This is a genomic window from Scytonema millei VB511283 (genome assembly GCF_000817735.3).
Classification (GTDB): domain Bacteria; phylum Cyanobacteriota; class Cyanobacteriia; order Cyanobacteriales; family Chroococcidiopsidaceae; genus Chroococcidiopsis; species Chroococcidiopsis millei_B.
Window position 1 is genome coordinate 177,691 of the sequence record NZ_JTJC03000003.1, and the last position, 20,138, is coordinate 197,828.

At 44.1% G+C, this 20,138-nt stretch carries 19 protein-coding genes; 11 read left to right on the forward strand and 8 right to left on the reverse strand.

Annotation, left to right across the window (positions count from 1 at the left end):
- Positions 1–174: 174 nt before the first annotated feature.
- Entirely contained in the window at positions 175–285 is a 111-nt protein-coding gene (petM, locus tag QH73_RS12590; protein ID WP_039714257.1) for a cytochrome b6-f complex subunit PetM, read from the reverse strand.
- A gap of 183 nt (positions 286–468) precedes the next feature.
- Here petM and pdxA point away from each other — a divergent pair, with 183 nt between their 5' ends.
- Together pdxA and QH73_RS12600 are read left to right on the forward strand one after the other, a co-directional pair.
- Positions 469–1,659: a 4-hydroxythreonine-4-phosphate dehydrogenase PdxA gene (pdxA, locus tag QH73_RS12595; protein WP_236147000.1), complete on the forward strand. Its 1,191-nt coding sequence runs from the start codon at positions 469–471 to the stop codon at positions 1,657–1,659.
- Between the two features lie 264 nt (positions 1,660–1,923).
- Complete coding sequence (locus QH73_RS12600) at positions 1,924–2,436, forward strand: hypothetical protein (RefSeq protein ID WP_201278129.1); 513 nt, start codon at positions 1,924–1,926, stop codon at positions 2,434–2,436.
- Between the two features lie 35 nt (positions 2,437–2,471).
- Here the strand turns inward: QH73_RS12600 and QH73_RS12605 are convergent, their stop codons facing one another.
- Both QH73_RS12605 and QH73_RS12610 read right to left on the reverse strand, forming a co-directional pair.
- Entirely contained in the window at positions 2,472–3,671 is a 1,200-nt protein-coding gene (locus QH73_RS12605) for a homocysteine biosynthesis protein (RefSeq protein ID WP_039714260.1), read from the reverse strand.
- 187 nt (positions 3,672–3,858) lie between these two features.
- Positions 3,859–4,113: a hypothetical protein gene (locus tag QH73_RS12610; RefSeq protein ID WP_039714261.1), complete on the reverse strand. Its 255-nt coding sequence runs from the start codon at positions 4,111–4,113 to the stop codon at positions 3,859–3,861.
- A gap of 241 nt (positions 4,114–4,354) precedes the next feature.
- Between QH73_RS12610 and thrC the strand changes: the two genes are divergently transcribed.
- Both thrC and QH73_RS12620 read left to right on the forward strand, forming a co-directional pair.
- Positions 4,355–5,449 carry a threonine synthase gene (gene thrC / locus QH73_RS12615; RefSeq protein WP_039714262.1) on the forward strand — a complete coding sequence of 365 codons (1,095 nt, stop codon included), beginning with the start codon at positions 4,355–4,357 and terminating at the stop codon, positions 5,447–5,449.
- A gap of 192 nt (positions 5,450–5,641) precedes the next feature.
- On the forward strand, positions 5,642–6,550 hold the full coding sequence (locus QH73_RS12620) for a YihY/virulence factor BrkB family protein (RefSeq protein ID WP_039714263.1): 909 nt from the start codon (positions 5,642–5,644) through the stop codon (positions 6,548–6,550).
- 80 nt (positions 6,551–6,630) lie between these two features.
- Here QH73_RS12620 and QH73_RS12625 read toward each other — a convergent pair whose 3' ends face one another.
- A complete protein-coding gene (locus QH73_RS12625; RefSeq protein WP_039714264.1) occupies positions 6,631–7,143 on the reverse strand; it encodes a PPC domain-containing protein in 513 nt (170 codons plus the stop codon).
- Between the two features lie 250 nt (positions 7,144–7,393).
- Positions 7,394–7,702: a DUF3067 family protein gene (locus QH73_RS12630; protein ID WP_015154093.1), complete on the reverse strand. Its 309-nt coding sequence runs from the start codon at positions 7,700–7,702 to the stop codon at positions 7,394–7,396.
- Between the two features lie 98 nt (positions 7,703–7,800).
- On the opposite strand from QH73_RS12630, the gene QH73_RS12635 reads away from it, so the two are divergent.
- The 3 genes from QH73_RS12635 (at position 7,801) to petA (ending at position 9,764) form a co-directional block, all read left to right on the forward strand.
- Positions 7,801–7,989, forward strand: coding sequence for a hypothetical protein (locus QH73_RS12635; RefSeq protein ID WP_132866997.1), 189 nt, complete (start codon positions 7,801–7,803; stop codon positions 7,987–7,989).
- 88 nt (positions 7,990–8,077) lie between these two features.
- Positions 8,078–8,617, forward strand: a complete 540-nt coding sequence (petC, locus tag QH73_RS12640) for a cytochrome b6-f complex iron-sulfur subunit (protein ID WP_039714265.1) — start codon at positions 8,078–8,080, stop codon at positions 8,615–8,617.
- Positions 8,618–8,762: 145 nt separating this feature from the next.
- Positions 8,763–9,764: a cytochrome f gene (gene petA, locus QH73_RS12645; protein WP_015154091.1), complete on the forward strand. Its 1,002-nt coding sequence runs from the start codon at positions 8,763–8,765 to the stop codon at positions 9,762–9,764.
- Between the two features lie 28 nt (positions 9,765–9,792).
- Here petA and QH73_RS12650 read toward each other — a convergent pair whose 3' ends face one another.
- Positions 9,793–9,987 carry a hypothetical protein gene (locus tag QH73_RS12650; RefSeq protein WP_132866998.1) on the reverse strand — a complete coding sequence of 65 codons (195 nt, stop codon included), beginning with the start codon at positions 9,985–9,987 and terminating at the stop codon, positions 9,793–9,795.
- A 386-nt stretch (positions 9,988–10,373) separates the two neighbouring features.
- Here QH73_RS12650 and QH73_RS12655 point away from each other — a divergent pair, with 386 nt between their 5' ends.
- Together QH73_RS12655 and mltA are read left to right on the forward strand one after the other, a co-directional pair.
- Positions 10,374–10,625: a hypothetical protein gene (locus QH73_RS12655; protein ID WP_039714266.1), complete on the forward strand. Its 252-nt coding sequence runs from the start codon at positions 10,374–10,376 to the stop codon at positions 10,623–10,625.
- A gap of 8 nt (positions 10,626–10,633) precedes the next feature.
- On the forward strand, positions 10,634–11,815 hold the full coding sequence (mltA, locus tag QH73_RS12660) for a murein transglycosylase A (protein WP_039714267.1): 1,182 nt from the start codon (positions 10,634–10,636) through the stop codon (positions 11,813–11,815).
- A gap of 52 nt (positions 11,816–11,867) precedes the next feature.
- Here mltA and QH73_RS12665 read toward each other — a convergent pair whose 3' ends face one another.
- Positions 11,868–16,238 (reverse strand): nSTAND1 domain-containing NTPase, encoded by a 4,371-nt coding sequence (locus tag QH73_RS12665; RefSeq protein WP_132866999.1) that lies wholly within the window; start codon positions 16,236–16,238, stop codon positions 11,868–11,870.
- Between the two features lie 532 nt (positions 16,239–16,770).
- Here QH73_RS12665 and QH73_RS12670 point away from each other — a divergent pair.
- Both QH73_RS12670 and QH73_RS12675 read left to right on the forward strand, forming a co-directional pair.
- Positions 16,771–17,220: a hypothetical protein gene (locus QH73_RS12670; protein ID WP_039714269.1), complete on the forward strand. Its 450-nt coding sequence runs from the start codon at positions 16,771–16,773 to the stop codon at positions 17,218–17,220.
- Positions 17,221–17,257: 37 nt separating this feature from the next.
- Complete coding sequence (locus QH73_RS12675; RefSeq protein ID WP_052289871.1) at positions 17,258–18,544, forward strand: hypothetical protein; 1,287 nt, start codon at positions 17,258–17,260, stop codon at positions 18,542–18,544.
- A gap of 92 nt (positions 18,545–18,636) precedes the next feature.
- On the opposite strand, the gene QH73_RS12680 is transcribed toward QH73_RS12675, so the two are convergent.
- Positions 18,637–19,956, reverse strand: coding sequence for a TonB-dependent receptor plug domain-containing protein (locus QH73_RS12680; RefSeq protein ID WP_165587688.1), 1,320 nt, complete (start codon positions 19,954–19,956; stop codon positions 18,637–18,639).
- Between the last annotated feature and the right edge of the window lie 182 nt (positions 19,957–20,138).

The window sequence follows — 20,138 nt, forward strand, 5'->3', positions numbered from 1 at the left end:
GTAACAAAAATCGGTTTATTAAGAAAGGTTACGAAAATTAGTGAGCCGTGAAAAGAAGTGGGGAGTGGCGATCGGTAGTTGGTAGTTGACAGTTGACGGTATACGCTACGCTACACTCCGTGAAGACAGTTGTTGTTCCTCTGCCCCCCTGCCCCTCTGCTCCTCTGCTCCCTCTTACAGGGCTTCTTCTTCGTCTCCTTGGATCTTGAGTAGGAGATAACCCAGAATGATTCCTACAAAAATCAAGCTGAAGGATAAGATAGCAGCAGTAAACATTTCGCTCATGGTGGCAGTTCTCCTAATCGTGTAGCTTGCTCAAGATGAAAGTGAGCCTAGTGTAAAGTATTTTAAAACAATTTTGCGATCGCCTTTGACAGTCATCAGTTATCAGTTATCAGTTATCAGTTATCAGGGAGCAGGGGAGCAAAAACTGCCAACCAATAACCAATGACCAATGACCAATGACCAATGACCACTAGTATGGATACCTCAACGACAACTTACAAAACGAGCGATCGCCCCCGAATTGCAATATCGATGGGAGATCCGGCGGGAATTGGTGCGGAGGTAATTTTGAAAGCCTTGGCAGACCAACAATTAGGGGCAGCTTGTCAAGTTACGGTAGTTGGTAACAAGCAAGTTCTGCTAGATACTTACGAGCGATTGCGTCAAAGTTCCTATTGTCCGTTAAATAGTTATATCCACCCAGATGAATTAGAAATTCTTGAGGTGGAAGTTGTGAGGGAAATGGTAGGCGCAGTCAAGCAGGGTACGGGTAATGCGGCTAGCGGAGCGATGAGTTTTGCTTATTTAGAAACTGCGATCGCCCGAACTGTGGTAGGAGATTTTCACGGGATCGTGACAGCACCAATTGCCAAATCAGCATGGAAAGCCGCAGGATACGATTATCCAGGACAAACCGAATTACTTGCCGAAAAAGCTGGAGTCGAACGATTTGGGATGCTATTCGTAGCGCGATCGCCTCATACTGGCTGGACGCTACGCGCTCTTTTGGCAACCACCCACATCCCCTTGCGCCAAGTCTCAGAGACACTCACACCACAATTGTTGACTCACAAGCTCGATCTGCTAGTGAAATGCCTGCAACAGGACTTTGGCGTAGAACAACCAAGAATTGCGATCGCGGGTTTAAACCCTCACAGTGGCGAACAGGGACAACTAGGACGAGAAGAAGTGGACTGGCTAAATTCTTGGCTGGAAACAGAACGTCAAAATCGCCCCAATCTTCAATTAGAAGGCTTGCTACCACCCGATACTATGTGGGTTAAGCCAGGGATGGCGTGGTATGGGAAGGGAGCAGGGACGAGCTGGGAGCAGGGAGCTGGGGGGAAGAGGAGCAGAGGAGCAGAGGAGCAACTACCAACTACCAACTACCAACTATCAACTACCAACTACCATCCTGCTGATGCGTACTTGGCACTTTATCACGACCAAGGGTTAATTCCAGTCAAATTGATGGCGTTCGATCGCGCTGTTAATACTTCCATCGGTCTTCCCTTCATCCGCACTTCACCCGATCATGGCACGGCTTTTGATATCGCAGGCAAAGGTATTGCCGACTCAACTAGCATGAAAGCCGCGATTCAACTCGCTACGGAATTAGTCCACCATAGAAGTCAGTTAACAGTTATCAGTTAACAGTTATCAGTGTACAAACATTACATGTAATTTCTGTACAAAGCTATCAGTCAAAAGTTTTAACGCAATGTAGCAAAGAATTTACCGTCTTCACAGAGTGTAGCGAGCGCGTTTACCGTCAACAGTCAACAGTCAACTGTCAACCATCAACCATCAACCAATTACCAGTAAGTAAGATACATCCCAAGATAGATGCCACGGTTTTGTAATCTACCAACAGTCTGATAGTATTTATCGCGATCGCAGTAGATTATCAAAGAAATCATGAGCAATCAACTTCGTAACCTACTAATCGGCGCTGGAGTCGCTGCTGTTGGCGCAATTGGCACTAAAGTAGCTGTTGACTATTTCAAGAATCGCGGTCAAGAAGAAGTCGTGGATGACAGTCAAGGCGATGCTGAGGCAACCTCGGCTGAGGAAGTGGCTTACGCGACTGTAGAACCTAGTTCGGTTCAAGCATTCCTCGATAAAAGTTTTGGCACTCCTGGTCGTTACACGCCTAATCGTCCGCCAAAAGTATTTGATTATCAGGGTAAACAATACATGGTGATTTGGGCTTACGATAACAAACAGCAAAAAAATCAAATGCTGGCTTTTATCTACACGGGTCAAGGTCGCGATATGATTGCCAGCGTCGGATATACGCCTGAGAAAACAGACTACAATCTCGAATTAGCGAACACGCCTTTTGCGATTGAAGTCAATGGCAAACAAATTAAATCGGGACAGTCGGAAGCCAGTGGTACAAATGATGTCGATTTTGTACTAGCGGCATAACATTTTGAAATTTGGCGATTCGCTAAATATTCTTACTAAAACTCCGTCCACCGATCTTGGGGGAGGAAGGAACGCTCTTTCGGAATCGGTGCAACTGGTTCTGTGAGGGTAAATGTTCCAGCCTCAATCCATTGTTTCAACTCCCTGGCAACTTGCCGCGATAAGGCTATGCTTGCCAAGGGAGCAACTCTGACAGACTTACCATCGATCGCCATCCGTCCAGATTTGAGTTGAGCGTAGCTAACTAGCCCAAACGTCGGACGCACGCGGCGGGGAATGGAAAAGTCTACAATCGGTGCAACCAGATCTCTATCTTGCACGGCACAGTTAGCAACGACTGTCTCAGTTAAAACTGGTAAGGGTACGCCCACACCCAACATCAAAGAAGGACCGTAGCTTTTGAAATAACAACCACGTACCCACTGAGGATTCATTTGCTTGGCATCGCCAATCAGAGCTAAAGTGGCGGCGGGACCGATGGGGGTTTGATTCGGTAAGCGTTTTTGTAGGGGAAAATGCTGCGTTCCTTCCCAGGCGATGTAACCAATACCGCCACCTAAAAATATGCGCGTACCGATGCCAATTAATTGCAAGTCTGGGTCGTTGAATAAAGGGGAAATAGCGCCAGGGTTGGAATAAACCGCATTGCCTAAGCGAGGTTGCAAAGGACCGAGATAGGTAAACAAGGGGCGATCGCCACCATTGACTCCAACGATAAAGTTTTGATAGAGATTGCGGGGATTGAATAAATAAAACTGATTGATTGTCTCGCGGCTAATTGTTGTTTCAAAGTTAGCTCTGGGGTAGCAGTCCGTTACCTGTCCTACAGCGCGTAACTGGACTGTTTTACCAGCAATTAAGTCAGCAATAACGTGTCCGCCACCTTTAACTATCTGCGTTTTAGTTTCACTGACACTCAGACGATTTTCTTCTCCATCGGCGGCTTCAACTGCCTGCGTTGCACCTAAATACAAATCCACCGCACCGAAACCAGAGTAGGCTGGTACGCCATCCAACCAGCAGCGCCGAATTTTAATTGGTGGATCGGTATGCCCCAGGTTAATTATTGCTCCCGAAGACTCCATTGGCTCAAACGTGCCAGTGGTGACGACATCAACTTCTTTGGCTGTTTGGGTAATGCCTACCTCTACCACCCGTGCTTTTAATTCTTCTACCGTTAAGACAACAGCATGTTTGCGGCTAATTTTATCGTTAATTTCAGCAAGCGATCGCATGTGACAGTGACCAGTGACCAGTGACCAGTGACCAGTGAACAGTAATTACCCTAGCAGCACGCTGAAAAAAGCACGCATATACCAAAGCGACGAGAAATAGCGATTCCTCGTCCGTTCGCCAAATGGCAAATAAGCAATCTTGAAACTACAGGTTTGAAACTACAAGTTTGAAACTACAAGTTTGAAACTATAGGCGTTCTGTGACTGCTAACTCTTCTGACAATTCCGAGTTCTGCTGCTTCATACTTTGTAAATGTTCCAACAGCGACTCGATTTCTGCCTTGAGCTGGAGAAACTCGACCAGCCGCTCTTGCTGGTAAGGTGGTTTTTTTATCTCTCTAGCTTGTGTGCTGTGAGCCGATGCATCCGAGCTTTCGATCGCAGCCTGATAAGAGCCAATTGTTGCTTGAGCGCGGGTTACACTTGATGGACTGGTTGACATCTGAAACTCAGTAGTTATATTTGCCTACTCACACCGATTTCAATATTCTATACCGATCTGGGGGCGACCACAAAATTAAACTGTGGCGGTTTTAGAACTGGCAATTGGAAGTTGATGATGTGAAGCAGCTACCGTCAGGGTAGACTAGAGATAAGAAGCTTTACCTCTGCCTCGTGCAGGATAGCTTTTTGGTTATAAAAACTACCATCCTTGCATTCCAAATCTGTTGCATTCCGAACCCGTGACTCTAAGCCTGTCTGCTAATACATCATCAAATTGCCAAAATTGGTCTGGACTGATAGAAACATATCGGCAATATTTGCCTGTTACTGACCAGACTCCAGTTGTAACTTTGTTAGAGGGGAACACCCCCTTAATTCCCGCCCCTGCGATCGCGGCTCAGATTGGCAGACAGGTGCGCGTACTCGTTAAGTATGATGGTTTAAACCCAACGGGTAGCTTCAAAGACCGAGGCATGACGATGGCAATCTCCAAGGCAAAAGAAGCCGGAGCCAAAGCTGTTATTTGTGCTAGTACGGGCAATACCTCAGCAGCAGCGGCGGCTTATGCGCGGCGTGGCGGAATGCGAGCTTTCGTCTTAATTCCTGATGGCTACGTTGCTCTAGGAAAACTCGCACAAGCTTTGCTGTATGGAGCAGAAATACTAGCAATCAAAGGTAACTTCGATCGCGCCTTAGAAATTGTGCGCGAGATGGCAGAGACTTATCCAGTGAATTTGGTGAATTCAGTCAATCCCTATCGTTTAGAAGGGCAGAAAACTGCAGCATTTGAGATTGTTGACAACTTAGGCAACGCCCCCGACTGGTTGTGCATTCCCGTAGGCAACGCAGGAAATATAACAGCATATTGGATGGGATTTTGTCAATATCACAGTTTAGGAAAGTGCGATCGCTTGCCTAAAATGATGGGATTTCAAGCAACTGGCGCTGCTCCTTTAGTCACGGGACAAGCCGTAACTCACCCCGAGACAATTGCGACAGCAATACGCATTGGCAACCCCGCCAGCTGGCAAAAAGCGATCGCGGTACAAACAGCTAGTGCGGGAGAATTTAATGCTGTCAGCGATGCCGAAATCTTAGACGCATACCGTTTTCTTGCCTCCGAAGAAGGCATTTTCTGCGAACCCGCCAGTGCTGCATCTGTGGCTGGACTGTTCAAGGTAAAAGATCGAGTTCCCAGCGGTGCAACCGTAGTTTGCGTTTTAACCGGAAACGGTTTGAAAGATCCAGACACAGCCATCAACCACAGTCAAAACAGCTTTAAGCAAGGAATTGAGCCGACGCTGGAATCGGTAGCAAAAGTGATGGGATTTTAACAGTTATCAGCTATCAGTTATCAGTTATCAGCTAACTGTCTTCACGTGGTGTCGCGAGCGCGTTTACTGTCAACCGTCAACCGTCAACCGTCAACTACCATTGACCAATAGTAAATCTATCTTCCGTCGCTAGACGGATCTATCAGTTTTGGCAGATGGTGGAATGAATCGTAGCTGCCACGACTACATTAAATGCTATCAACTCGTTTTTTCCGCTTCTTCCGCTATCTCAACTGGAAGACTTTGACAAAAACAGTGGCTCGCGTTGGGCAACGTCGTCTGTTTGGACTTTCATCAGAAATTGCTTATAATGCGATGCTGTCTTTGTTTCCGGCAATTCTTGCTGTCATTACCGCGATCGGCTTATTTGAAGAATCCTTCCAATCTACCTTTAAGGAATTAGCAAGTCAATTGAGTCAAGTCGCACCAGATGAGGCGATGGTACTAATTCGAGATTTCTCCAAACAAATTACTCAAACGAGAAATACGGGTTTATTTTCGATTAGTTTTATCGTAGCAATTTGGGCTGCTTCTGGAGCTTTAAGTGCAGCAATGACTGCACTCGATCGCATTCATGAAATTCCCCCAAAACAAATGCGTCCATTTTGGAAAGCAAAACTCGTTTCTTTAGGATTGACAATTGGGACAATTTTACTATTAGTTGTAGCTTCTTTTTTAGTATTTATTAGCGACTGGCTGTTAGATTTTTTTGTATTGAAAAGTCAAAATCGGCTGTGGTTCTTATTAATTATTTGGCAGCTTTTAAGCTGGCCCATTGCCCTAGCGATCGTCGCGGCTGCTTTTGGTTTTGTCTACCGTTATGGACCGAGCATTTGGAACCCTGGAATGCCACTAATGCCAGGAGCCGTATTAGCTGCTGTTTCTTGGGCATTAGTTTCTGCTGGTTTCCGACTTTACGTAGCTAATTTTGGGAATTACAACCAAGCTTACGGCGCAATTGGAGCAGTCATTGTTTTAATGCTTTGGCTCTACATGAGCGGTTTAGTATTATTAGTAGGAGATCAGCTGAACGTCACAGTAGGAGAACAAATGCGATCGCGTTCCCAGGTTGCTAAACGATCGGCTTCAGTTCAGAATTAAATTTTAGAATTAAATTTTAACAGTACCACCAATTTCTAATAACTGATAACTGATAACTGATAACTGACAACTGATAACTGTTACTTCAGAAATTGACGTAACTTTGGTATAAGTGGATTGCTACGCTCGGACGATACTGGTTGCAGCCGCGTCACTTTGAGACGAAAGTTACCAACCCCAGTTTCCCCAAATGCTCGCACGCGAACGATATATCTTCCTGTTTTAGCAATTCGTGTAAACAATAGAGCATTGTTACTGCCATCAGGACCATCATCATTTTCTGCCACTGTAGAACCATCTTCGGCAAGTAGCGTCAAGATTGCGTCAAAACTCTCAGAGGCAAGATCGATCGCCACACTTTCACCCTCTTTAAATTCCATCACGTAATCGCGGGCAAATCCTCCCTGACCCGTGGGAATATCTTTTTCCGATAGAGTATCATCGATCTGATTACTGGCAGGCAAAGTAATAGGATTATAAAGCTTGCATTGGCTGCATTGGGCAACAACGGCGCTCATTCCCATTGCGATCGCCACACAGGTAGCAGGGATAAATACTTGGCTTACTCTAACTACGACAGCCTTTAGGATCATGCAGCGCCAGATTCCAGCAGAACAGCTAAACCCGACTATTATAGTTGCCCTCTAGAATCTTGTGAAGAGTCAGTTATCAGTGACCAGTTATCAGTGACCAGTTATCAGTGACCAGTTATCAGTTATCAGTGACCAGTTATCAGTTATCAGTGAGCAGTTAACAATCCACTACACCCCACACCCCACACCCTACACCCTACACCCCACACCCCACACCCTACACCCTACACCCCACACCCCACACCCCTAGTTACAAAAGCCACTCGGAAGCCCGTTCGCCTAGATCGAGCGGGATGCTGACAGCTTTACCCAATCGAGGACGATCGCGAGTTTGAGTGATATATGTCCGTACCTGTCCCACCCCGCCAAACTCGTTTAAGTAACTAGCGATCGAGTCTAAATGGGCTTTGTACTCTGCTTCCGACAAGGGAAACGAGGCTTGTTCGAGATATTTCCACATCACCTGTAGAAAAATCTTGCCCTGAGTACGGCGCAACTGCACGTCATAAGAGCGCCCCCACTTGTTCAGCAACAGCTGGCGTAAATCTTCTCCAGTCATAAGTCTTAAAATGTATTGCCCATACTGCTGTCGCCTTCACATTTCGTTACAGGGTAAAGCTACGTTACTCAGGTATGATACCAATATAAAGAAATGTAATGTTTACTCTCATCAAGGCTGGCAACATCCTTGGCAGAGGAATTCTATCATGTTTGTGGATGACAGGGCAGTCTTCGGAACAGTTACTAGTTTTACAGCGATCGATCGCCAAAAGTTTCAGAGGGGAATTTAGAATTTGCCTCAAACGTACTACGCTTAGGATTGTGGAAAAATCTGACTCCCACTGAGAAAAACCTAAAAACTGATAACTGGTCGCTGGTCGCTGGTCACTGTGAAGAGGGTTGTAAACAAAGGTAAAAGCGCAAAAGAAAAGTTATGGCTCAGATTTCTGAATCAATGGATGTCCCAGGAATGGGGCGACGGCAATTCATGAACTTATTGACTTTTGGGACAATCACAGGTACGGCGCTAGGAGCATTGTACCCAGTAGTCAAGTACTTTATTCCGCCTGCTGCTGGTGGTGCAGGTGGAGGTGTAACGGCAAAAGACGAACTCGGTAATGACGTGAGCGTGAGTCAGTTCACTGCCAACCGTAATCCAGGCGATCGCTCGTTGGTTCAAGGACTGAAGGGCGACCCCACTTACTTGATCGTAGAAAGCAAAGGCGCGGTCGGTGAATATGGCTTAAATGCCGTGTGTACCCACTTAGGCTGTGTCGTGCCTTGGAACACAGCAGAAAACAAGTTTAAGTGTCCTTGTCACGGCTCCCAATACGATAATACGGGTAAAGTCGTGCGCGGTCCCGCCCCCCTATCGCTGGCACTGGTTCACACCGCAGTCCAAGATGACAAAGTCGTGTTAACGCCTTGGACGGAAACCGATTTTCGCACTGGGGAAGATCCTTGGTGGGCTTAGATCTGCCGCGATTTGTAGCGTATGAGTTTTGATGATTAGGGAGTCGGGAGTCGGGAGTCGGGAGTTGGGAAATTTTGACTTTTGACTTTTGACTTTTGACTTTTCCCTTTACCCCTTACTCCTAGTTTTAATTAGTTGTCTGCCGATGAAAAGAGTTTCGATCCGAGCAAGATGGTCTTGCAGTGCTAGAGCGATCGCCAAGATGGTGCTGGTGGCGATCGCTACAGTAGCCTTTTTCTTCTCTAGCGATTTTGCCCTGCCACAAGCGGCTGCTGCCTATCCTTTCTGGGCGCAGCAATCTTATCCTGAAAGCCCTAGAGAAGCAACCGGACGTATTGTCTGTGCTAACTGCCACCTAGCGGCAAAACCAACAGAAGTAGAAATACCGCAATCGGTATTGCCCGATAGCGTGTTTGAAGCAGTCGTAAAAATTCCCTACGACACTAACGTTCAACAAGTTGTTGCCGATGGCTCCAAAGGTGGACTTCAGGTTGGTGCGGTTTTGATGTTACCAGAAGGCTTCAAAATTGCTCCCCCCGAACGCATCTCTGAGGAAATGAAGGAGAAAGTTGGCGATCTTTATTTCCAACCCTACAGCGAAGACCAAGAAAATGTGGTCATCGTCGGACCCCTCCCTGGCGAACAATATCAAGAAATTGTCTTCCCAGTCCTTTCGCCCGACCCAGCTAAAGACAAGAGCGTTCATTTTGGGAAATACCCCGTTCACGTCGGTGGTAACAGAGGGCGCGGTCAAGTCTACCCCACTGGCGAAAAGAGCAATAACGCCGCTTATACTGCTTCTGCTGCTGGCACGATTTCCAAAATTGCCAAAGTGGAAGATGAATTTGGTAATGCTAAATACGAAGTTAGCATCCAGACTGAATCTGGAGAGACAAAAGTTGACACCGTTCCGGCTGGACCTGCTTTTATCGTCTCTGAAGGACAAACAGTTGCAGCTGGTGATGCTTTGACCGATAACCCCAATGTAGGTGGCTTCGGTCAAGATGACGGAGAAATCGTGCTACAAAGTTCTACCAGAGTACAGTGGTTGTTGGCATTCTTGGCAGCAATTATGTTGTGTCAAGTTCTACTAGTACTGAAGAAAAAGCAGGTAGAAAAAGTTCAAGCAGCTGAAATGAATTTCTAAGTCAAGGTATCATCCGGCAGAACCGGAATTACTTTTGTGTAGGACAAGCATTTTGCTTGTTTTCTATAACTGATAAGACAGGCATCATGTCTGTCTTTTTTTGTGGCAACAGACATACAGATTGCGATCGCTGCACTATAGTAGTTCTCAGTCGATCGCAATACAATCGCAATACATTTGTAGGGGCGCACAGCTGTGCGCCCCTACAGATTCTGTATTTCATCCAATCGAGAACTGCACTAAGCAAGCTCGAAAACTATAATTTTTTGCAAAATAGCTCACAAAAAAGAGAACGCTTAGATTTAGTAGCACCAGAAATTAAACTTTAATACCGTTAGAACAAAATCTATTGAATTTATAGCAGAGAGCGGATAGATTAGGACATTTTAATTGTTTACAAGCAAGATTAGCCAAGTTTTTTTCCTCTGCTCCCTGCTCCCTGCTATAACTAATTCATCGAACGATTAAAGTTTTGGAACTTTAATAAAAGTTAAATATTTGTCATATAAATATTTTCACTCCACTCAAAACTTATAATGCGCTACTATTCTCATTTTGGTGAAAAGTAGTTGACAATTGACAGGATGAGTTTGAGAATTTTGAAACAGTATGCCTAGAAATCCAAGCGAATATGCGGTACACATTTTAATGGAAGGCGGACACCGAGAAGAAATTCGGTTTACAGACGTGCAAGATTTCCAGAAGTGGTTTGGTAACGAGCTGTCACCGAAAGCCTCTTCTAATGACTTTATCAGCGTCCCGATTAAAAACATTCAGGGTGAGTACATGGTGGTGCGCCCATCGCGCATCTTGGCAATTCGAGTAGAACCGATGTTTAGTTCTAGTGTAGAAAGATTTTAGTCAGAGGCATGAGAAAGAAGATAGCTTCAATTGCCCTTGGTGTGGGGGTTGCAATTCTTACTACTAGCGTGTCACCCGTCGCCCGTGCAGTACCGCGTTTGTTGAGCGTGACACAGCAAAAAAATGTCGAATGCTGTCAGCCGGAACTGTTGGGATTAGACGAGCAAATCTGGGGTGAAAACGGGCAAGCAGGAGACTGGCGATCGCTACTACGATCGATCGACCATAGTTTGAAGTATATTCAATCGCCAGCAGCGGCGAGGGCATATCGTAAGTATCCAATTAAAGGGATTACCCGCGATCGCGTTTGGCGCAGTTTAGTGCGCTTTCGGCAATTAGTCGTGAAATCTCGTACTCCCGCCGAACTACAAGCCGCAGTCAGGCGCGAATTTGATTTCTATCAATCTTCTGGGCGCAATGGCAGGGGAGAAGTCTTATTTACGGCATATTACGAACCGATATATTTAGCTAGTCGCGTTCCCACCGCAGAATTCCGCTATCCCCTTTATCGTTTACCTCCTAATTTTGATAAATTCCAACGTTTAACTCGGTGGCAATTAGAAGGTAAAGATGGCTTGTCAGGATCGAAAAATCGGTTGCGAGGGCTAGAAATTGTCTGGTTGCGCGATCGCCTAGAAGCACTCCTAGTCCAAATTCAAGGATCTGCCCGTTTGCTGCTTCCAGATGGCAAGATGATAACTCTCGGTTACGCTGGCAAAACAGCCCATCCCTATGTCAGTTTGGGCAAGGAACTTGCAAAAGACGGCAAATTGCCTTTAAGCGGTTTAACCTTACCCGTAATGATCGATTATTTCCGCAGGCATCCAGAGGAACTGAGTAACTATATCCCCCGCGTGCGCGGTTTCGTGTTCTTTCGCGAAACTCATGGCGCACCTGCAACTGGTAGTTTGGGAGTACCAGTAACAGCAGAACGTTCGATCGCGACGGATAAATCTCTGATGCCTCCTGGTGCATTAGCATTGATGCAAACCGCATTGCCCTTCGCCAGTAATTTCGGTCAGTTAGAGTATCGAAACGTTAGCCGCTACGTATTAGATCAGGACACTGGTAGCGCCATCAAGGGAGCAGGTAGGGTAGATTATTTCATGGGTACGGGGCAACATGCAGGCGATCGCGCTGGGGTGACGGGTAGTCGGGGAAACCTCTACTATTTGTTGCTGAAACAGTAAGAGAGAAGAGGTAGGGCGATCGTGGTTTTATGGATCTTCGAGCGATCGCTCCCTAAGCCCGATCGTGCCGCACCTGAAATTCTTTTTTCTCGCGATCGTTCCAGCCACCCCATCTCAGACAAGTATCGCCAGCGCCTTTATCTTTAACGAGTACGGGATGTTCGCGCAGTTGGTTACATGCTATTTTAAGCAACTGTTCGACCTTAAGCTCTCGATCCCACAACCGCAAAGTGTTGTCCTGACTACCACTGACAATGTACCTACCATTGGGACTGAAGGCGACTGAGAATATTGTATTCTCATGTCCTTGAAGAATGCTCATGAGTTGCCCTTGCAAATCCCACAACCGCAAGGTGTTGTCCCGACTACCACTGACAATCGACTTGCCATCGGGACTAAAGGCAACTGAGAAAACAGAATCCGTATGTCCTACCAATGGTTTACCAATCGGCTGCCCTTGCAAATTCCACAAGCGCACGCTGTTGTCATCGCTGCCACTGACAATCAACTTGCCATTGGGACTAAAGGCGACTGACCAGACAGAATTTGTATGTCCGATAAACGGTTTACCGAGCGGTCTTCCTTGCAGATCCCATAAACGCACGCTGTTGTCATCACTACCACTGACAATAAACTTGCCGTCAGGACTAAAGGCGACTGACAAAACATAATTTGTATGTCCGACAAACGGTTTGCCAATCGCTTTTCCTTGTAAATTCCACAAACGTAGGGTGTTGTCACCACTACCACTGACAATCAACTTGCCATCGGGACTGAAAGTGACTGAATTAACATAATTTGTATGTCCGACAAACGGTTTGCCGATGGGTTTTCCTTGCAAATTCCACAAACGTAGGGTGTTGTCATTACTACCACTAGCAATGTGCCTGCCATCAGGACTAAAGGCAACTGACCAGACAGAATTTGTGTGTCCGACAAACGGTTTGCCGATCGCTTGTCCTTGCAAATTCCACAAGCGCACGCTATTGTCACCACTACCACTAGCAATGTGCCTGCCATCAGGACTAAAGGCAACTGACCAGACAGAATTGGTATGTGCGACAAAAGATTTGCCGATCGCTTGTCCTTGCAGATCCCACAAGCGCACGCTGTTGTCGTCGCTGCCACTGACAATCGACTTGCCATCGGGGCTAAAGGCAACTGAGTAGACACGCTGTGTATGCCCGACAAGCGGTTCGCCAATTGGTTGTCCTTGTAAATCCCATAAGCGTACGCTGTTGTCGTCACTACCACTGACAATCGACTTGCCATCGGGACTAAAGGCAACTGACAAAACATAATTTGTATGTCCGACAAACGGTTCGCCAATTGGTTGTCCTTGCAAATTCCACAAGCGCAGGGTGTTGTCACCACTGCCACTAACAATAGATTTACCATCGGGACTAAAGCCGACTGACTGGACAAAATTTCTATGTCCGACAAACGGTTCGCCAATTGGTTGTCCTTGCAGATCCCATAAGCGCACGCTGCTGTCACCACTGCCACTAACAATAGATTTACCATCGGGACTAAAGCCGACTGAGTAGACAAAACCCTTATGCCCTTCAAACGGTTTGCCGATCGCTTGTCCTTGCAGATCCCATAAGCGCACGCTGCTGTCACCACTACCACTGACAATCGACTTGCCGTCGGGACTAAAAGCAACTGAGTAGACAAAACCCGTATGTCCTTCAAACGGTTTGCCGATCGCTTGTCCTTGCAGATCCCATAAGCGCACGCTGCTGTCCCTACTACCACTGACAATCGACTTGCCATCGGGACTAAAAGCGACCGACTGGACAGAATCTGTATGTCCGACAAAAGGTTTGCCGATCGCTTGTCCTTTACGATCCCATAATTGTAAATTCCCGTCTGAGCTACCTGTAACAATTGTCGCGCCATCGGGACTAATAGCAGTAGCCCAACCCGAACTTAACCGATTTCGTTCTCTGATGTCGGTTTGGACAACTTGCAATAAACTAGATTCAACGGCAGCCGTTACTCTGTTCAGCTCTGATAAACTTTGACCAGTAGCTTGAATGGCGAGAACTAATCGCTCTACAGGCTTTGTCGCTAGTAAATTATCTATTGTGGTAACTTTTTCACCTAATTCGGCATTGGTTGCCTGCCTCTTAGCATTCTGCCAAAAAACCATACTACTTCCTGCGGCAACTACAGCTAATACAGATACAACTCCCAAACCAACTGCCCTACTCCGAAGCTTTTTATTGGTCTTAGCTTGTTCTTCTGCACGTTCTTCTGCTTGTTGACGTGCCTCTTTTTGGAATTGTGCTAGTTGTCGTGCTGTTTCTAATTCTCGCCGTCTGCTTTCTTTCTCTTGTTGATGTAGGCGATCGCGTAGTTTTTGACTTTCCTCAATATACTCCTCTGCTATCCCATCCAACATCCCCAAACTGCCGTACCTGATTAAATACTCCTCTGCTAAACCTAATCTTGTTTCTTGAAGCAAATATTCAGGTTTGCGATCGTTCTCCTGCCATTCCTGTGCAGAGGCTTCAATTCTGCGTTCGATCGCGATCGCGTTTTGATATTCTCTTTTCCACTCATTTAACTGCGTCCAGTGGCGGAGCAAAGCTTCATGGACAACATCTAAAATCACATCATGGGATTCATCATCATCCGTTTTTGTAATTAACCGTGCATCTTTATCGGCTAACTTCTCGCTAACTTGTTGCAGCAGTTCGAGGGAATGATGGGAATTAGCCATCTCGTGTAAACGCACGCGCCGCCGCGTATCCGTCGTTTCTCCCATCTGAGTCAATTCTAGAAAAATTCGCCGCGCCACAGTTTTTTCTTCAGCTAAAAGACTGTTGTAGATTTCATCTGCACGTTTTTGTAACGTTCCCTCAATTCCACCTAAACCCTCATAAGTTTTTAGATAAAGAAACTTTTCTCCTTGCTGTCTCGACTCGCGCCATAATTCTGTCAGGGTATATTGCAGCAGGGGCAAACTTCCAGGGTAATCCTCAACATCGTCAATCAGTTTGCGTTTTAACTCTCCTTCTATGCCTACTCCTACCAAATCGGCAGGTTTAGTAATAGCTGCTTCAATTTCCTGGGAGTTCAAATGTTCGACAATGAAATGTTTATCGAGCTTTTCAGCTACTTGGGGATATTCTCGCAGTCTTGCCCGAAAATCCGATCGCATCCCCATTAAAATACAAATTGTATCTACACTATCAATTAATTCTCTCAAATATTTAAAGAATTCTTTCTGCTTGCTTTCATTGCACATGGTAAAGCATTCTTCAAATTGATCGATAATCAAGACGGTAGGTGTATTTAGTACTTTTAACTTCTCCACCGTCTGATGAAAAATATTTACCGTTGCATTTCGAGACAAAGAAAGGTCGGGAAACGAGCGCGAAAAAGCAGCCAGTAAATTTTTAAGAGGAGTTTCTTTAGGGGTAAAGGGAGTAATATATATCCAGCGATCGCTCCCTGGAATTTCCTGTCCTAGCTTCAGTCCATAGAGTAATCCAGCCCGGAGTAAAGATGATTTTCCACTACCAGAAGCTCCTAATACAGTGATTAAGCGCTGTTTATTTCCTACCTTTTGAATTAACTGCTTTGTCAATGCTTCCCGTCCGTAAAACACCTCTGCATCTTCTTTATTCTCGCTAAAATACGACAGAGAACGATAAGGACATTTATCCTGAAAGCTTTTTTTAGGTAATCTAGTCGTTAGCAAAATTGCTCGTTGAGAATTAGCAATTAAGGGACGCTGGCTTGTTTGCGCCATTCGCTTTTCGATAGAATCTGCTAATTTGTGGCTATTTACAATCCCATCTGGATCGTTTTGGGGATTTAATCCTTCAAGTAACGCTTGTGTCAACAATCCCTGTTCGTGAGGAATTTCCACTCCAGTTTCATAGGAACGAGTGGCAGTAATTAAACAGTAATCTTTGTCTGTGGGAATATATCCGAGCAATTCACCACTATAGCAGCAATCCAGCCAAACAATGACTCGCTTAACTTGGCTTTTTTGCAATTGCTTTCCCAACCAACTTAAGGATATACCATAGATGTTTCTTTCAGGTAATGCATCACTAGTAGCTAAAAAAACTTCTTTCTTTCCATTAATAGTTTGATACCACCCATGTCCTGAAAAGAAGAATAATGCTGTTTCTGGAATTGGATTTGGCTGAGGAGGATTGAAAAGATTGACGATCGCTTCTCGCAACTCTTTCATGTTTACCATCCCTTGAGGATCGATTTTACTCTCTCCCTTCTGATTCGAGGTTCCTGGTAAACGCTGAACGCGAAAAGTACTATAACCGTATTGTTCTAATTGTTGAGCAATTTTTTCTGCATCCTCTGCTGTTGCTGTTAGAGGCGATAGAGTAGTGTAATTTGGATAGTCTTTAATCCCAATGACTTGAGCTGCCCATTCTAATGCCATTTTCCTACCGTAATAACGCTTAGGATTTTTAGATTAAACTGCGGGCAATCCACAGGTTATAGTTATTCTTCAGCATCTGCTTTCATTTTTACGGAAAAGCTATCTATAAATACTACAATTTTAGATTAAAAATATTAAAGTCTGTCACAAGCGTAAATCGTATAATTTTTTACTTTAATTTATGCAAGAAAGTGGTATTTTACCCCCTTTCATTTCTTGATTTTTTATCTTCATTCTAGTTGTGTTAAATCAAGAACTTAAAATCGAGTATATTATTAACTTTAGCACAACGTGTAAATACTGAGCTTAGTAAAAATGTTAGTAACAAGTAAAAATTTTAATCCCACTTACCCAATTGTGGAGTAGGCATCTTGCTGACTCAAAAACAACTTCCATAGTTAAAAAATATACAATACCAAAGCTACAAAATGCTTTGATCAACTTTCTTAAGATTTCTTAACAAGCTGGCTTCGGTAATCGCGTAGCTTTTCTACGTTTATACTAAGCAGTAGTAATTTTGAGGTCGAAACTTATGAATATAAAAATTGACAACACTATGATGGCTTTTCTCCTAGCGTTCCAAGACTTAAAAAGTTCCCTAAACGAACTAGAAAAACAGCAACTCAAGGAAGTTGCCAAGCAATTAAACACTCAACCGAAAGCTTGGAAAAACTATACTAAAAAACTTCTATTAGAGATGATTGCTGCTAATTGTGAATTAAATCGTTTATATCAATTTTATAAGACTCGCTTGGAGAATTTAGAAGAAATTCCGCAAGACTTACTTCCTACCGAAGCTGAAACTAACAAGCTAATTGTTCGCGATTCTGTTATGACTAAAGGCTATAAACCCAAATCCGAAGCTAGCGGCTACGAAAACCAACTCAATAATGTTGTCATCGTTGTTGGCAGTTCTGAAACCCCAGAGGAAACAGTTAAAAAAGCAACTTTTTTGGAGAAAGTAAAGGAATTTTTACTTTGAGCTATCCAATTAAACAATTTTAGATTCTGACCAGCTTATGAGCAACCTAATCTATCCCACTCTCGATCTATTTCTATATGCCTTAAAAAGTCCTCTTAACGCAACTCAGGAAGAAATAGACAAGAATCAAGAAAACTTTTTGTCTCAACTACCAGATGGTACTCAAATCGAGGAATGTGATGGTGAAACTGAGTATAAAGAACTTACAAAACCCGCTCAAATTGACTTCAAGCCAAACGATGATTTAGAAGGATACTACTATCCTGTCAGATTGAACGATACTTATGGCTTGCAAATTGATTGTTCTGTTAAAAATCAAACCGATCCTCAACCATCTGAATGTTTTAAACTTCTCAAAACTGAAATTGAAAGCCAACTAAATCGAGAACTAGCAATAATTGGACAAACCTGGATACTTTCTGGTTTTCTACCAGAAGATTCATTTCAAAATCCTGAAGATATTGCCCAAGATTGTTATCACGCTTTGTTTAACGATAAGAATTTGCAACAAAAAGGTAAAGGTACTTTTCTAGGTGGCAGTATTTTTGAATTTTGGCGACCGCGGAATCTGGCTCAAAATGAAAGTAGCGATCGCCATATTGTAATTGCTATTTATCCTAATCAAGAGAGTGGCGAAAAAGCTGCAAACTTTTATACAGATTGGATGGGATTATTTTGTTATCGAAATAAAATTATCTGGGCTTATTGGCAAAGTCGTCTAGTCAAAGAATCTTTGATTCATCATTATAAAAAGATTGAAGAGAATCGAAAAATCATTGATAGAGATAACTATTGGCACAATAAGCAAAATTTTACCACTTCTCGAAAAATTGTAAATAATATTAACGATATTCTTCAACAGTATACTGTTGACTTACTAAAACTTTCTTTTCAAAAACAAGTCATTGAAATTAATTTATCTGACTATCAAACTCGCTTGACTTTTATTAAAGAAAAGGTAGGTAAAGATAATCAATTAGATTTATTTGAAGATTTTATTAATCTAGCCAATCGAAAATACTTACTGCAAATTAATAAAGATATCGAAAATATGCAACTCGGCTTGCAACTTTTAAAAGATACAATTAACGCTATCCGCAGTCATATAGAAGTCGAAAAAGCCGCACGCGATCGCAACTTTCAAGAGATTGTCGCTGTTGTAGGTGCTGGTGTAGCAACTGTATCTTTACTAAAAGAGCCTGTAAAAGATTGCAAGGATATTTTTAGTAAAACTGACATCTGCGAATACCCTTTCAGTTTCAGTCTTGCAATTGGTGTCCTCGTTGGTTTTGTATTTTGGTTGTTGAGAAAACGACTCTTATAGTAGAAAACTCAGAATCTTGTCCGCGAAATAACCGTGACAGAACGGATGCGATCGCAAGAGTAGAAAGCCATATTGTTAATTGCCATTAGCCATTAGCCGTTAGCTCTAGCGATAGTATTTTGATTTCCAGGTTCTCTAGAATCAACGTAATCTTGATTGACTCTCAATGCCCGAATTTTTTGTCTGCCTGGAATTTCTCTAGTAATCGGATCGGTAATGTAATCAATTTCTCTGCGATCGCGAGCGTGATTAACAGAGAATTGTAAACGTTGCTCTTCCCCTAAAGCGATTCCCAACTTACCGAGAACATTGAGACGTTCCGATCCTGCAAAAGTAGAATTTTCTTGGCGAATAATATCTCCTTGGGGATCGTAAAATTGATTGTTGAATTGGGTTGCCAAATTAAGGTTGTAGTCAAAAATACCTTCTGTGCCAGCAATGCCGTAACCCAACTCGTAGGCAAAGCTATCCCCTTCCAAATTTCCTAAAGCAGCAGAAACACCTAATCTAGCTGTTGATTCAAACCCTTCTACTGGTCGGCGGGTAATAATATTAACGACACCGCCACTACCACCAGCACCATAAATTCCCGTCGCACCGTTGACTACTTCGATTCGTTCGACAGTGCTAGGGTCGATGCTTGTCAAGCCTGTGATGTTAGAAATATTAGAACCTAGCGGCACTCCATCTACTAAAATCTGCGGAGTTCGACCTCTTAAATTGGCATTAAATCGATCTGTATAATCAGGTGCGCCGTACCCTGGAACGGTATAGTTGAGAATATCCTGCAAACTGTTAGTGCCTTTAGCTTGTTCTTCAATCTCTGCTCGGTCAATTACTGTTACTGTACGAGGTAAATCTTCAACTCGTTCTTCCGTGCGGGTAGCGGTAACGACAACTTCCATTTCTAATTCTTCGGTTTGAGCGGTTGCTTGAGGGCTGACACTCAACACCAAATCTTGTCTACTAGGAATTACCTCGGCATTCGGTGCTTGTTTTGCTCCAGTAATTGTTACTCGAATACTGTTAGCACTCAAAGGTGTGACTTTTACCTGTGCAATCTCTGCGGTTGAATTAGTTGCCGTAAATTCTTGTTTATCTGGTAGAGCCAAGACTGCATTTGGTACCTCAATAACTAAATTGTTTCCTTCTGGCGCAATTGACGATCGCAATTTTTGCCCTTCTGGAGTGACGAGAATGACTTGTAACCCTTTGTCAGTGGGATTGAGTTTCACCCCCGTTACTTGAGCGATCGTACTATTTTCTTCCTCTTGAGCCAAAAGCTCTTTAGCACTCAAAGACACAGGTGGTAATTCTGCAATCGTTCTCACTTGAGCAAAAACAGGTTCGCTCCATAACGGTACGACAGCAGCTAAACTAACCCAAAAAGCGATCGCTTTCCAGTTCCTCACCTTCACACTCCTCATCGACTCACACTAAACAAAGCTTATAGAGAAATATTGGCAACTATCTCCAGTGAAGATAGTCTAGGTGAATTGGAGGGGTTCGTCTATCCCTAGAGGAGCAATTTCGATCCCTACAGGAGGAGTTTTATAGGAGTTGGGCGATCGCTACCTATTTGATTTGACGTAAT